Here is a 13,188-nt window from a genome sequence, read left to right as displayed (position 1 = left end):
CGGTTGGGGTGGAAACACTCAAATCCACAAGTCGTTCTGCGCCGTGCGTTCTCCGCCTTCCTGGCCGGTGTTCAGCGTTCCCCGCGGCTCGATCAGCATCATCCTCACCTCCTTTTCGGCAAACGGCTTGTGCTGGACGCCCTTCGGCACCACGAACATTTCCCCAGGCCCCACATGGACGCTGCCGTCGCGGAAATCGATCCGCAGCGTTCCTTCGAGCACGATGAAGGTCTCGTCGGTATCGGGATGATCGTGCCAGATGAAGTCGCCCTGGATGCGAACCAGCTTGAACTGGTAGTCGTTCATCTCGGCGACGACGCGCGGCTGCCAGAGGTCCGGAATCCGGCCCAGCTTCTCGGCGAGGTTGATTGACATATGTGAAGTCTTGTTGTTGCTCATAGCGGCTCCTTCGGTTGGCGCTGATGCTTAGCAGGCCGGGGGCGGAGGCTCTTGAACGATCGTGCAGGCTGCCCGGCACTGGCGATCGGCGGGCATGGCGGATAGTGTGTGGACATGGAACCTGATTCACCTACCGTGCCGAAGCGCACGCTGACGGAGATCCTTTTCGTCATCTTCCTCAGGCTGGTCGCTGTCGCCTGCTTCTGGTTCGGCCTGCAATACTGGGGCATGCTGGTGGGCTATTCGCTGAACGGCCAGGCCCGTTTCGATTTGCTCAACCTTCCCTGGAAGGTGGCGGCCTCCTCGCTTGCCGTTCTCTTCCCGGTCGCTTCGCTCGGTCTCTGGCTCGCCGTATCGTGGGGGCCGGTGCTCTGGGCGCTTGCCGCTCTCTCCCAGCTTCTCATGTATCATATGTGGCCGGAGATCTTCGGACAGAACATGCTCGTGTCGCTGACGCACGGCCTCGTCGCGCTCGTCTACGTGCTTTTCCGCCTCGTTCTGTGGCTGGAGGAACGCCGCAAGGCCGAGCGGGTAAGAACTGATTTACCTTGATCCTAAAGCTTTCGCGCCGGAATCCGGCTCGGAAATTCCTCCTAAGTGATTGAAAAACAAGGGATGGAACTTTGTGGGTTGGGGAGGGGTGACCGATCCCCGGCGGCGGGAAAAATCCGTTAATGTCTCGTTAAGTATATGTTTTAATTCGAATTTTAAGTGCATTCGATAGGGTCTGTCTCAAGGCGGGAAGAAAAAATACACCGCCAAACGAAACAGTGAGGCAGTCATGATGAACACGAAACTGAAGCCGCAGGCTCCGGCCGTTGCTGATCCGCATGAAGAAACCATCCGCTCCCTCTATATGGAGTCGCTGCACCTGGTGGAACGCCTCCACCGCCGCCTTCTGGACGTCATCAAGGACGAGTTCGACCGCCAGGGTCGCGACGATGTCAACGCCGTCCAGGCGCTGCTCCTCTTCAACATCGGCAATTCGGAACTGACGGCAGGCGAGCTGCGCTCCCGCGGCTATTATCTCGGCTCCAACGTTTCCTACAACGTCAAGAAGCTCGTCGATCTCGGTCTCATCAACCATCAGCGTTCGCGCATCGATCGCCGCTCGGTCCGCATCAGCCTGACGCCGGCCGGCCAGGATATCGCAGAAACCGTGGCGAGACTCTATGAGCGCCACATCGGCTCGATCGAGAAGGTTGGCGGCATCGGCGAGGGCGAGTTCGCGCAGATGAACAAGCTCCTGCAGCGCCTCGACCGCTTCTGGAACGACCAGATCCTCTATCGCCTGTAATGGCAAAACCCGCGCCGGCCTCATCCACGGGAAAGGCGCCGGGTAAAAAAGACCTCCAGAGCAAACCGGATGCGTCCCTGCGCAGCCGGTTTTCGCCGTTTCCGAATGCCGGTCGGGGCGTGTGCCGGGCATTGGGCGAGGCGGCCGGAAAGAGCAAAAAAGTCACACACCTACACGCGAACGTGACGCGCCGGACACCTGACACGAATTGGCCATATTGCTATGGGACCGGCAAGATTGAACAGCCGGCGAAATCGCACTTTTGAAGCGTTGCGTTCGATCGAAAGACGGACGGCCGGCGGCGCCGGTTGCGCGTTTGTTAACCATATTCCCGTAGGCATGGACGAATGCTCGGGACCAGATGGGTAGTATGATGTCGAAGAAGATCGGAACTGAAGCTATTTCCCGCCGCTCGCTGCTGCGTTCGGCCGTCTCCGCCGGGGCTGCCGCGCTTGCCGCACCGGCGCTTGCGCAATCGGCTCTCGACGATCTCATCAACGCGCCGCGCCGCGGCACCTGGGATGACCAGTTCGACGCCAAGGTTTCCCGTTCGGCCGTCAGCGTCGTCTCCAACAATCCGGTCCTCGGTCCCTCGGGTCCTGCCAATATTCAGCAGGCGATCATGGATTACCAGATGATCGTCTCCAACGGCGGTTGGCCGCAGGTCAATCCGGGTCAGACGCTGCGCATCGGCGCCGTCGATCCCGCCGTTCAGCAGCTCCGCCAGCGCCTCATGATCTCCGGCGACCTCGACCGCTCCGCGGGCATGTCGAACGCGTTCGACAGTTACGTCGACGGCTCTGTCAAGCGCTTCCAGGCCCGCCACGGCCTGCCGGCCGATGGCGTGATGGGCGAATACACGCTGAAGGCCATGAATATCCCGGCCGATACCCGCCTGCGCCAGCTCGAGACCAATCTCGTGCGCCTGCAGTCCATGTCCGGCGATCTCGGACCTCGCTATGTGATGGTCAATATTCCGGCAGCCTATATCGAGGCAGTCGAGAACGACCGCGTCGCCCTGCGCAACAGCGCCGTCGTCGGCCGTATCGATCGCCCGACGCACGCCATCAACTCGAAGATCTACGAAGTCATCCTCAATCCATATTGGACCGCGCCGCGCTCGATCGTCGAGAAGGACATCGTGCCGCTGATGCGCAAGGATCCGACTTATCTCACCCGCAACAACATCCGCCTGATCGATGGCAGGGGCCAGGAAGTGGCTCCCGAGACGGTCGACTGGTTTGCTCCCAAGGCGCCGAACCTGATGTTCCGGCAGGACCCCGGCAAGATCAACGCCATGGCCTCGACGAAGATCAACTTCCATAATCCGAACAACGAATACATGCACGACACGCCCCAGCAGGGCCTGTTCAACAAGCTGATGCGCTTCGAATCCTCGGGCTGCATTCGCGTGCAGAACGTTCGCGATCTCATCACCTGGCTTCTGCGCGACACGCCCGGCTGGTCGCGCCAGGAGATCGAGCGGGTGATCTCGACCCGCCAGAACAATCCGATCAAGCTGGCGCAGGAAGTGCCGGTCTACATCGTCTACGTCACCGCCTGGTCGGCGACCGACCGTGTTGTCCAGTTCCGCGACGATATCTACCAGCGTGACGGCAACCAGGAACTGGCGCTGCAGACCACCACCGGCATCGAGCAGCCGGCCGGCTCGGTTGAGGAAGATTTCCTGCCGCAGTAAGCTATCTCCTCCCTGAGGAAACGGAGCCGTGTTCGTTCGCGAACGCGGCTTTTTCGTTTTTAGGGCACTTGCAATCGGAGTCCGGCCTGCAAATGTCGTTCCCCGTATTGCTCTGGGAAGGCCGTAAGGTTAAGACGCGGTTCTCACGCTTTCCCTTGCCTCCGAGGAGCTCAGCCCATGTCGAACACCGACGCATTCTTTTCTCGTCCGCTTGCAGAATCCGACCCGGAAATCTTTGGCGCGATCGAGAAGGAACTCGGTCGACAGCGGCATGAGATCGAGCTGATCGCCTCCGAAAACATCGTCTCGCGCGCCGTTCTCGAAGCGCAGGGCTCGATCATGACGAACAAGTATGCCGAGGGCTATCCGGGCAAGCGCTATTACGGCGGCTGCCAGTTCGTCGATATCGCCGAGGAACTGGCCATCGAGCGCGCCAAGAAGCTCTTCGGCGTTGATTTCGTCAACGTTCAGCCGAACTCGGGTTCGCAGATGAACCAGGCGGTCTTCCTGGCGCTCCTGCAGCCGGGCGATACCTTCATGGGCCTCGACTTGAACTCGGGCGGCCACCTGACCCACGGTTCGCCGGTCAACATGTCCGGCAAGTGGTTCAACGTCATTTCCTACGGTGTCCGCGAAAGCGACCACCTGCTCGATATGGACGATGTCGCCGAGAAGGCGCTGAAGCACAAGCCGAAGCTCATCATCGCCGGCGGCACGGCCTATTCCCGCATCTGGGACTGGAAGCGCTTCCGCGAGATCGCCGATTCGGTCGGCGCCTACCTCATGGTCGATATGGCCCACATTGCCGGCCTCGTCGCCGGCGGCCAGCATCCGTCTCCGTTCCCGCATTGCCATGTCGCGACCACCACGACCCACAAGTCGCTCCGTGGTCCGCGCGGCGGCGTCGTCATGACCAATGACGAGGATATCGCCAAGAAGATCAACTCGGCGGTCTTCCCCGGCCTCCAGGGCGGTCCGCTGATGCACATCATCGCCGCCAAGGCGGTCGCCTTCGGCGAGGCGCTGCAGCCGGACTTCAAGGATTATGCCGCGCAGGTCGTCAAGAACGCCAAGACGCTCGCCGCGACCCTGACGGAAGGCGGCCTCGATATCGTATCGGGCGGCACCGACAACCACCTGATGCTGGTGGACCTGCGCAAGAAGAACGCCACCGGCAAGCGCGCCGAGGCGGCGCTCGGCCGCGGCTACATCACCTGCAACAAGAACGGCATCCCCTTCGATCCGGAAAAGCCCTTCGTCACCTCCGGCGTCCGCCTCGGCACACCGGCCGGTACGACCCGCGGCTTCAAGGAAGCCGAGTTCGCCGAGATCGGCCGCCTCATCGTCGAAGTGCTGGATGGCCTCAAGGTCGCCAATTCCGACGAGGGCAATGCCGCAGTCGAGGCCGCCGTGCGGGAAAAAGTCGTGAAGCTCACCGACCGTTTCCCCATGTATCCGTACATGTGATCGGGAAGAGCTTATGCGCTGCCCCTATTGCGGTTCGGAGGATACGCAGGTCAAGGATTCGCGCCCGGCGGAGGATTCCACCTCCATCCGCCGGCGGCGCATCTGCCCGGATTGCGGCGGCCGCTTCACCACGTTCGAGCGGGTGCAGCTCCGCGAGCTGATGGTCACCAAGAAGACCGGCCGCAAGGTGCCTTTCGATCGCAACAAGCTGGTGCGCTCCTTCCAGATCGCGCTGCGCAAGCGGCCCGTCGATAACGACCGCATCGAGCGGGCCGTATCCGGCATCGTCCGCAGGCTAGAAAGCTCCGGCGAGAACGAGATTTCCTCCGAGGAAATCGGCCTGCAGGTTCTGGAAGCGCTGAAGAGCCTCGATGACGTGGCCTTCGTGCGCTACGCCTCGGTCTATCGCGATTTCTCCCATGCGGAGGATTTCGAGAAGGTCATTCAGGAAATCAACGCCAAGATCGCCCGCGATACGGGCGGGGAGCCTTAAGGTCATGGGCGGCGCGCCCGAGGACCGGGAATTCATGGCGGCCGCCATTCGGCTGTCGCGCCGCAATCTCGGGCTCACCGGCACCAATCCCTCCGTCGGCTGCGTCATCGTCAAGGATGGCGTGATCGTCGGCGAGGCGGTGACAGCACCCGGCGGCCGGCCGCATGCGGAAACCCAGGCGCTGGCGATCGCCGGCGAGGCGGCCCGCGGTGCCACCGCCTATGTCACGCTCGAACCCTGTTCCCACCACGGCAAGACGCCGCCCTGCGCCAACGCGCTGGTGGCATCCGGCGTCGCGCGCGTCGTCGTCGCCGTCACCGATCCGGACCCGCGTGTCTCCGGCCGCGGCCTTGCGATCTTGAGCGAGGCCGGCATCGAGGTGGAAACCGGCGTGCTGGAGGAGGAGGGGAGCCGCGCGCTCGCCGGCTACCTCATGCGCCAGACGAACGGCCGCCCGCATGTGACTCTGAAGCTTGCGGTTTCCGCCGATGGCATGCTCGGCCGGCGGGGCGAGGAGGTGGCGATCACCGGGCCCGAGGTCCGCGAGGAGGTTCATCGCCTGCGCGCCCAGTCGGATGCGATCCTTATCGGCATCGGCACGGCGCTGGCGGACGATCCCGAGCTCACCGTCCGGCTTCCCGGCCTCGAAGACCGGTCCCCCGTCCGCATCGTGCTCGACCGGCGGCTGGAACTGCCTGTTGATTCCAAACTGGTGCAGACGGCGAAGGTTGTGCCGGTAGTTGCCGTGGCTTTACCCTCTGGGCCGGAGGGGGGTGCATTGGTCGGTAAAATGAAAGCCCTCCAGGCCGCCGGCGTCGAAATTCTCGAAACACCCGATCTCCCCACCCTCCTGACCACGCTCGCCGCCCGCGGCATGTCCTCGCTGCTGGTGGAAGGCGGAGCCGTCACGGGCCGGGCCTTCCTCGATGCCGGGCTGGTGGACCGCATCCTCCTGTTCCAGAGCCCCGAGGCGATAGGCGAGGGCGGGCTTGAATCCCCGCTGACGCCATCCGATATGCCATCGGCGTTCAGGCTTGTCGGCGAGGGCGTCTACGGCCGCGATCGCGCATTCGATTACGAAAGGGTTTCCTGATGTTCACCGGAATTGTCACCGATGTCGGCACTGTCGAGAAACTCACGCCCATGGACGAGGGCCTGAAGCTCCGGATCGCCACCAATTACGATCCGAAGACCATCGACATGGGGGCGTCTATCGCCCATGCCGGCGTATGCCTGACGGTGACCGGCCTGCCGCAGGACGGCAGCAACGAACGCTGGTTCGAGGTCGAGGCCTGGGAAGAGGCCCTGCGGCTCACCACCATCTCCACCTGGGGGGAGGGCACCCGCGTCAATCTGGAGCGCCCGTTGAAGGTCGGCGACGAGCTCGGCGGCCACATCGTCTCCGGCCATGTGGACGACAAGGCGGAAATCCTCTCGGTCGAGTCGGAAGGGGAGGCCGTCCGCATCCGGCTTCGCGCGCCGGAGCATCTTGCCCGCTTCGTGGCGCCCAAGGGCTCGGTGGCGCTCGACGGAACCTCGCTCACGGTGAACGCCGTGGATGGCGCGGATTTCGACGTGCTTCTCATCCGCCATACCCTTGCCGTCACCACCTGGGGCGAGCGGAAGGCGGGCGATTTCGTCAACTTCGAGGTGGATACCATGGCGCGCTATGCCGCGCGCCTGGCTGAGTTTCCCGCCAAGACCTGAGTGCTTAGGCCGCCTGCGACCCCGCATTCTCGCGGCTGAGAACGACGATCGGGCCGTGATAATCGCTGCGGGCGAATTCGCGGAAGCCGAACTTGGAGGCGACGCGCAGCGAAGCCTCGTTTTCCGGGCTGATGATGCAGGTCATCCGCCGGTCCGGAAAATGCGTTTCCGCCCAGGCGATCAGCGCACCCATCGCTTCCGTCGCATATCCCTTCCCGTGGGCGGAGGGGATGAGCGCCCAGCCCGTTTCGAGCGTGCCTTCGATGGAAGGCTCGAAGCCGCGGCGCATGTCCTGGAAGCCTGCCTCGCCCAGGAGCCGGCCCGTCTCCTTTTCCTCGATCGCCAGGAAGCCGAAGCCCATCAGGTGCCACATGCCGTTGACGCGCAGCATCCGCCCCCATGCGCCTTCCCGGGTCATCGGAACGCCGCTGATGAAGCGGACGACCTCCGGCATGGCCCAGAATTCCGCATAGGCATCGAAATCCTCCAGCCGGTGCGCCCTCAGGATCAGCCTTCTGGTTTCGAGCGTGGGTATGCCGTTCATTGAACCCTCCTTCCGATCTCTTGCGCCGGTGTCACGATGTCGCGCGCGGTCTTGTCACCCTCTTGCCTTACCCTTATAGACGCACCTCGGGAGGATCGATAACCAACATTCGAGGTGAGCGATGCCTTCCCAGAACAAGAGCATCCATCCGCGCTCCCGTGATTTCGCGATGAGCCGTCGGCAACTTCTCGGCTCTGCCGCCACCGGCGCCGCCGCTCTCAGCCTTCCCGCGCTGCCGAGCTGGGCAGCTCCCGGTGAAACCACGGTCGATGTCCTCCTCATCGGCGGTGGCATCATGAGCGCGACGCTCGGCGTCCTGCTGAGCGAGCTGGAGCCCTCCTGGACGATCGAGATGATCGAGCGGCTCGATGATGTCGCGCTGGAAAGCTCCAACGGCTGGAACAATGCCGGCACCGGCCACTCCGCGCTCGCCGAACTCAATTACACGCCCGAAGACGTGAACGGCAATGTCCAGATCGGCCGGGCGGTGGAGATCAACGAAGCCTTCCAGATTTCCCGCCAGTTCTTCGCCCATCAGATGGACATGGGCGTCCTGAAGGAGCCGCGCTCCTTCATCAACTCCACGCCGCATATGAGTTTCGTCTGGGGAGACGAGAATGTCGCGTTCCTTGAAAAGCGCCACGAGGCGCTGAAGGCGAGCGCGCTGTTCTCCGGAATGCGCTTTTCCACCGATCACGACGAGATCGCCGAATGGGTGCCGCTCATGATCGAAGGTCGCGATCCGTCGCAGAGGATCGCCGCCACCTGGAGCCCGCTCGGCACCGATGTGAATTTCGGTGAGATCACTCGCCAGTATGTCGGGCATCTGAAGCAGCAGCCGGCATTCAATCTGCGCACCTCGTCCGAAGTGCGGGATATCCGCCGCAACGACGACGGCACCTGGAGCGTCTCTTACGTCGACACCAAGGACGGCTCGCAGAAAGGCACGACGAGGGCGAAGTTCCTGTTCCTCGGCGCCGGCGGTGCCGCGCTGCCGCTGCTCCAGATGTCGGGCATCCCCGAGGGGGATGATTATGCCGGATTCCCCGTGGGCGGGTCCTTCCTCGTCTGCGAAAAGCCGGAGATCGTGAACAGGCATCTCGCCAAGGCCTATGGCCAGGCCTCCGTCGGCGCACCGCCGATGTCCGTTCCGCATCTCGATACCCGCATGCTCGACGGCAAGCGTGTCATCCTTTTCGGACCCTTCGCCACCTTCTCGACCAAGTTCCTGAAGGACGGCTCCTATTTCGATCTGCCGGCCTCCGTCACGCTCGACAACATCTGGCCGATGCTGAAGGTCGGCATGGACGAATTCGGTCTTGTCCAATATCTCGCCGGCCAGTTGATGATGTCGGATGAGGATCACCTGACGGCTCTGCGCGAATATTTCCCGCAGGCCAATGCCGAGGACTGGCGCCTGTGGCAGGCCGGCCAGCGCGTGCAGATCATCAAGCGCGATGCGGAAAAGGGTGGCGTCCTGAAGCTGGGCACGGAAATCGTGGCGTCCGGGGATGGCAGCATCGCCGCGCTGCTCGGCGCTTCGCCGGGCGCGTCCACCGCCGCGCCCATCATGCTGGATGTGCTGAAAAAGGTTTTCCCGGATCGGCTCGCAACGCCCGAATGGCAGGAAAAGGTCCGCAGGATCGTTCCGAGCTACGGCATGAAGCTCAACGAAAATCCGGAGATTCTTGCCAAAGAATGGGCCGCCACCAGCGAGCGGCTGCAATTGGCCATCGCGCCGCCGGCCATCGACACGTCCGCTCTGGGAGCTCCCGCACCGGCCGGCGAGGTTCCCCGCGTTCCGGACATGGCGCTCTGAAAACCGCCATCGGGTACAAGCTTCCGCGCGGTCCTCGACGGGCGCGCGGAGGCAGGCCGTATTGGCGAATTTGCCGAGTCGTCAGCCGGTGATGCGGAATTCTCTCGGTATCTCGGCGGGCGCGGCCGGCTGCGTCTCCACGCTGGAGACCGAGGCAGCGGGAGGCCCGCGCTCCAAGCGCTCGATCATCGCCGCGACGGCAGCCTTCGGGCCGGCGATCAGCGCGGCCACCGATCCGTCCGCCTCGTTGCGCACCCAACCGGTGAGACCGAGCCGCACCGCTTCGTTACGTGTCCAGACACGAAAGCTGACGCCCTGTACCCTGCCTCTTACCCGCACCAGCACGGCTTCATGATCGTCGGACATGGCCGTCTTCCTTCTGCCAATCCCCTTGAGATGGAGATCCGGCAGATGCCGTCAAGGGGGTGAGGAATGGTCGGCAGGCCAGAGTGGCTGGTGGAGTCGAGATGGCACTCGGCGAGCAAGTAGGACGCCACGGTTGCCGCGCACTCCCGTCATTCCTGTCCCCGGACTTGATCCGGGGATCAGTCACAGGAATCCAGCCGCCGTGCGTCTGCACGGCGAGAAGACCCATGCCGTCTTAAGGCTGTTGTTTGTGCGTAGATCCTCGGGACAAGCCCGAGGATGACGAAAGGGAAGGTTGGAGCAAGGGTGTCCCGATCAGTCGCCGAGGATTGGATCACTGCCGGCATCACTAGAGGCACCGCAGCGAGGGCTGGTATCGCTGGCTGTGCCCAGGCACGGCATCGAGTTTGGCACCTTTTGCAGAACCTCAAGGTTCGTCATCCTCGGGCTTGTCCCGAGGATCTACCGCACAAACAAGCCGTTCTCTTCGTTCAAGTGGGGATGATCCGGCACCTCTTTCCCGATATTTCAATAACTTACCCATTTCTCCGTCCCCGCTCTCCAAATCCGCTCCATAATCTCCCGGTCCTGTTTCGGCTGCACCGGTCAAGCATCGCCGGCGAGATGGGGCCGGTGCCCTTTCGATCCGCCGTTGATGCAGGCGGGGCGTCAGGGGCTGCGCAGAAAATGGTCTCCCTCTCGCCTGAGAAACGGCGGGGCGTGCGTGTGTCGCACACAACCCGGCCCGGCTAATAATCAACAACATATGGGCCGCCGCAGAGGGACCGGAGTTGCGCGGAAAAACACACCGAACGGGACACGTCGCGTGTCACCTATAAAATTCAATACGAGGCACACGACGTGTCCCGGCCGATCCTCGTCCTCGGGTTAAACCCGAGGATCATCCGAGGATGACGAAAGAAAGAAACCGAGGATCGCCAAGAGAGGAGTCCGTCCACTCGTCACCCTCGGGCTTGACCCGAGGGCAAGGCAGGAGTCCGTCTACTCGTCATCCTCGGGCGAACGTAGTGAGACCCGAGGACATCCTCGTCCTCGGGCCTGACCCGAGGAAAGCGAAGCGCGATCCGAGGACCTGAGGGTTAAAAACACTTGCCTTCCGTCGCGCGTCATGGTTTGACCCGGCATTTCAAGGGCCCGTTGGCCGTCTATCACCAGGAACACCCATGCCCGCTACAAAGCCCCATCTCCTGATCGTCGAGGCTCGCTTCTATGACGACATGGCCGACGCGCTGCTCGAAGGCGCGACCGCCGCGCTCGAAGAAGCCGGTGCGACCTATGACGTGGTGACCGTTCCCGGCGCGCTGGAAATCCCGCCCGCGATCGCCATGGCGCTCGATGCGGCGGAAGAGGGCGGAACGGAGTATCATGGCTTCGTCGCGCTCGGCATGGTCATTCGCGGCGAGACCTATCATTTCGAGATCGTCGCCAACGAATCCTCCCGCGCGCTGATGGATCTGGCGGTTTCGGAATCTCTGCCGATCGGCAACGGCATTCTGACGGTCGAGAACGACGAGCAGGCCTGGGCGCGCGCCCGCCGCTCGGATAAGGACAAGGGCGGCTTCGCCGCCCGCGCCGCGCTGACGATGATCGCGCTGCGCGAGAAGTTGAATGGTGGTTGAGAAAATGGCGAAGGACCCGGAACAGCCGGTCAGAACGGCCAATCAGCGCGGAGCGGCACGCCTTGCCGCCGTGCAGGCGCTCTACCAGATGGACGTCGGCGGGACCGGCGTCCTGGAAGTCGTGGCCGAATACGAAGCGCACCGGCTTGGCCAGGAACTCGACGGCGATACCTATCTGAAGGCGGATGCCGCCTGGTTCCGCTCGATCGTCTCGGGCGTCGTGCGTGATCAGACGAAGATCGACCCGCTGATCCGCTCATCGCTGCAGGAGGATTGGCCGCTGTCGCGCCTCGATTCGACGCTGCGCGCCATCCTGCGCGCCGGCACGTTCGAAATCCTGGAGCGCAAGGACGTGCCGGTCGCCGTCATCGTCACCGAATATGTCGAGATCGCCCGCGCCTTCTTCGAAGAGGAGCCGCCGCGCATCGTCAACGCCGTTCTCGACCGCATCGCCAAGCAGGTACGCGGCGAAGCGAAGAAGTAGCCTGAGGTGAAAGACATGGACGCTGGGCTGGATCTTCAAATGCAGATGCGGACCGCCCGGCGCAGTGTCGCGCTTCTTGCTGGCGCTCAGGCGATTTTGGGCTCGATCGCGCCGCTCTCCATTTCTCTTGGTTCGCTTGCCGGATACCAGCTTCTCGCCGAAGACAAGTCGCTTGCGACCGCGCCGATCACCGGATTCAACGTCGGCACCGCCTGCGGTGCGGTGGCGATCGCGATCGCATCGCGCTGGCTCGGCCGCAAGCAGGCCTTCATGCTCGGCAGCGTGATCGGCGTGCTTGGCGGAGCGGTCGCCGCGATCGCCCTGCTGCGCGGCGATTTCTGGCTGTTCGTTGCCGCACTCATCCTGATCGGTACCTGCGCAGGCTTTACCCAGAAGATTCGGTTTGCAGCGGCGGATGCGTCGCCTTCCTCCTATAAGCCGAAGGCGATCTCCTGGATCCTCGGTGCCGGCGTCGTTTCCGCAGTGCTCGGCCCGCAGATCGCCATCTGGGCCAAGGACCTCCTGGCGCCCGTGACCTTCGCCGGTGCCTTCCTGGCAATCATCCCGCTTTGCATTGTCGCCTTCGGTATCCTGACATTTCTGAAGTTGCCGAAGCCCTCTACCTCATCTGCCCACGCTCAACCCGCCCGGCCGCTGGGTGAAATCGTGCTGACCCAGCGCTTCATGATCGGCATGATCTGCGGCATATGCACCTATGCGCTGATGACCTTCGTCATGACCGGCGCGCCGCTTGCGATGGTGATCGGCTGCGGTTTCCCGACCGAGATGGCGACGCTCGGCATCCAGTGGCACGTGCTCGCCATGTTTGGTCCGAGTTTCTTCACCGGCATGCTCATTACCCGTTTCAGCGCGGAAAAGGTGGTTGCCGCGGGCCTCGTCATCCTCATGGCTTGCGCCGTCGTGGCCCATATGGGCGTCGAATTGTGGAATTTCTGGTTGTCTCTCGTGCTTCTGGGTGTTGGCTGGAATTTCGGCTTCATCGGCTCTACCGCGATCGTCGCGTCCAGCTATCGCCCGCATGAAGCGGACAAGGTGCAGGGGTTCCACGATATCGTTCTGTTCGGCACCGTCGCCCTGTCGTCTTTTTCGTCCGGCAAGATTTTCATCGCCTATGGGTGGTCGTTCATCAATCTGGTCATCTGGCCGGTGACGATTGTCTGCCTCATCCTCGTCCTGCTCCTCATCCGCAGGGGGCCTGCAAAGGCGATCTGACCGGCCGTTCCTCGGGTCTTGTTCCCGCCGGGGCTTGACG

14 protein-coding genes are annotated in these 13,188 nt (G+C 63.0%); 11 read left to right on the top strand and 3 right to left on the bottom strand.

Translation table 11 applies throughout. From position 1 onward, the window contains the following. Nucleotides 1-18: 18 nt before the first annotated feature. A complete protein-coding gene (locus YH62_RS04080) occupies nt 19-399 on the bottom strand; it encodes a cupin domain-containing protein (RefSeq protein WP_046792823.1) in 381 nt (126 codons plus the stop codon). A 114-nt stretch (nt 400-513) separates the two neighbouring features. Between YH62_RS04080 and YH62_RS04075 the strand changes: the two genes are divergently transcribed. From YH62_RS04075 to YH62_RS04045, 7 genes are all read left to right on the top strand, one after another. Beyond that, nucleotides 514-951 carry a DUF6163 family protein gene (locus tag YH62_RS04075; protein WP_046792822.1) on the top strand — a complete coding sequence of 146 codons (438 nt, stop codon included), beginning with the start codon at nt 514-516 and terminating at the stop codon, nt 949-951. A 232-nt stretch (nt 952-1,183) separates the two neighbouring features. Continuing rightward, complete coding sequence (locus YH62_RS04070) at nt 1,184-1,696, top strand: MarR family winged helix-turn-helix transcriptional regulator (RefSeq protein ID WP_046793039.1); 513 nt, start codon at nt 1,184-1,186, stop codon at nt 1,694-1,696. A gap of 373 nt (nt 1,697-2,069) precedes the next feature. After that, nucleotides 2,070-3,395: a L,D-transpeptidase family protein gene (locus YH62_RS04065; protein WP_046793038.1), complete on the top strand. Its 1,326-nt coding sequence runs from the start codon at nt 2,070-2,072 to the stop codon at nt 3,393-3,395. A gap of 177 nt (nt 3,396-3,572) precedes the next feature. Continuing rightward, nucleotides 3,573-4,862 carry a serine hydroxymethyltransferase gene (glyA, locus tag YH62_RS04060; protein WP_046792821.1) on the top strand — a complete coding sequence of 430 codons (1,290 nt, stop codon included), beginning with the start codon at nt 3,573-3,575 and terminating at the stop codon, nt 4,860-4,862. A gap of 13 nt (nt 4,863-4,875) precedes the next feature. After that, complete coding sequence (gene nrdR / locus YH62_RS04055; protein ID WP_046792820.1) at nt 4,876-5,355, top strand: transcriptional regulator NrdR; 480 nt, start codon at nt 4,876-4,878, stop codon at nt 5,353-5,355. Nucleotides 5,356-5,359: 4 nt separating this feature from the next. Then, entirely contained in the window at nt 5,360-6,448 is a 1,089-nt protein-coding gene (gene ribD, locus YH62_RS04050; RefSeq protein WP_046792819.1) for a bifunctional diaminohydroxyphosphoribosylaminopyrimidine deaminase/5-amino-6-(5-phosphoribosylamino)uracil reductase RibD, read from the top strand. Next, nucleotides 6,448-7,062 (top strand): riboflavin synthase, encoded by a 615-nt coding sequence (locus YH62_RS04045; RefSeq protein WP_046792818.1) that lies wholly within the window; start codon nt 6,448-6,450, stop codon nt 7,060-7,062. Before ribD ends, YH62_RS04045 begins: the two co-directional genes overlap by 1 nt. A gap of 4 nt (nt 7,063-7,066) precedes the next feature. On the opposite strand, the gene YH62_RS04040 is transcribed toward YH62_RS04045, so the two are convergent. Beyond that, nucleotides 7,067-7,606, bottom strand: coding sequence for a GNAT family N-acetyltransferase (locus YH62_RS04040; protein ID WP_046792817.1), 540 nt, complete (start codon nt 7,604-7,606; stop codon nt 7,067-7,069). Between the two features lie 121 nt (nt 7,607-7,727). Here YH62_RS04040 and mqo point away from each other — a divergent pair, with 121 nt between their 5' ends. Then, on the top strand, nt 7,728-9,425 hold the full coding sequence (gene mqo / locus YH62_RS04035; protein WP_046792816.1) for a malate dehydrogenase (quinone): 1,698 nt from the start codon (nt 7,728-7,730) through the stop codon (nt 9,423-9,425). Between the two features lie 81 nt (nt 9,426-9,506). Here the strand turns inward: mqo and YH62_RS04030 are convergent, their stop codons facing one another. Further along, on the bottom strand, nt 9,507-9,791 hold the full coding sequence (locus YH62_RS04030; RefSeq protein WP_046792815.1) for an acylphosphatase: 285 nt from the start codon (nt 9,789-9,791) through the stop codon (nt 9,507-9,509). 1,184 nt (nt 9,792-10,975) lie between these two features. On the opposite strand from YH62_RS04030, the gene ribH reads away from it, so the two are divergent. From ribH to YH62_RS04015, 3 genes are read left to right on the top strand one after another with little or no spacing between them, the layout of a single operon-like run. Beyond that, entirely contained in the window at nt 10,976-11,431 is a 456-nt protein-coding gene (ribH, locus tag YH62_RS04025) for a 6,7-dimethyl-8-ribityllumazine synthase (protein ID WP_046792814.1), read from the top strand. Between the two features lie 4 nt (nt 11,432-11,435). Then, complete coding sequence (gene nusB / locus YH62_RS04020) at nt 11,436-11,915, top strand: transcription antitermination factor NusB (RefSeq protein ID WP_046793037.1); 480 nt, start codon at nt 11,436-11,438, stop codon at nt 11,913-11,915. Between the two features lie 15 nt (nt 11,916-11,930). Beyond that, nucleotides 11,931-13,148, top strand: a complete 1,218-nt coding sequence (locus YH62_RS04015; RefSeq protein WP_046792813.1) for an MFS transporter — start codon at nt 11,931-11,933, stop codon at nt 13,146-13,148. Nucleotides 13,149-13,188: the final 40 nt, after the last annotated feature.

The sequence above is a fragment of the Rhizobium sp. LC145 genome, assembly GCF_001005825.1.
GTDB lineage: Bacteria > Pseudomonadota > Alphaproteobacteria > Rhizobiales > Rhizobiaceae > Neorhizobium.
Note: the sequence above shows the minus strand (reverse complement) of the source record. Positions and strands in the feature narration are given on the sequence as shown.

Bases quoted from the DNA above. Each gene is read 5' to 3' on its own strand.
- YH62_RS04080 (WP_046792823.1), bottom strand. From the start codon at position 399: ATGAGCAACAACAAGACTTCACATATGTCAATCAACCTCGCCGAGAAG.
- YH62_RS04075 (WP_046792822.1), top strand. From the start codon at position 514: ATGGAACCTGATTCACCTACCGTGCCGAAGCGCACGCTGACGGAGATC.
- YH62_RS04070 (WP_046793039.1), top strand. From the start codon at position 1,184: ATGAACACGAAACTGAAGCCGCAGGCTCCGGCCGTTGCTGATCCGCAT.
- YH62_RS04065 (WP_046793038.1), top strand. From the start codon at position 2,070: ATGTCGAAGAAGATCGGAACTGAAGCTATTTCCCGCCGCTCGCTGCTG.
- glyA (WP_046792821.1), top strand. From the start codon at position 3,573: ATGTCGAACACCGACGCATTCTTTTCTCGTCCGCTTGCAGAATCCGAC.
- nrdR (WP_046792820.1), top strand. From the start codon at position 4,876: ATGCGCTGCCCCTATTGCGGTTCGGAGGATACGCAGGTCAAGGATTCG.
- ribD (WP_046792819.1), top strand. From the start codon at position 5,360: ATGGGCGGCGCGCCCGAGGACCGGGAATTCATGGCGGCCGCCATTCGG.
- YH62_RS04045 (WP_046792818.1), top strand. From the start codon at position 6,448: ATGTTCACCGGAATTGTCACCGATGTCGGCACTGTCGAGAAACTCACG.
- YH62_RS04040 (WP_046792817.1), bottom strand. From the start codon at position 7,606: ATGAACGGCATACCCACGCTCGAAACCAGAAGGCTGATCCTGAGGGCG.
- mqo (WP_046792816.1), top strand. From the start codon at position 7,728: ATGCCTTCCCAGAACAAGAGCATCCATCCGCGCTCCCGTGATTTCGCG.
- YH62_RS04030 (WP_046792815.1), bottom strand. From the start codon at position 9,791: ATGTCCGACGATCATGAAGCCGTGCTGGTGCGGGTAAGAGGCAGGGTA.
- ribH (WP_046792814.1), top strand. From the start codon at position 10,976: ATGCCCGCTACAAAGCCCCATCTCCTGATCGTCGAGGCTCGCTTCTAT.
- nusB (WP_046793037.1), top strand. From the start codon at position 11,436: ATGGCGAAGGACCCGGAACAGCCGGTCAGAACGGCCAATCAGCGCGGA.
- YH62_RS04015 (WP_046792813.1), top strand. From the start codon at position 11,931: ATGGACGCTGGGCTGGATCTTCAAATGCAGATGCGGACCGCCCGGCGC.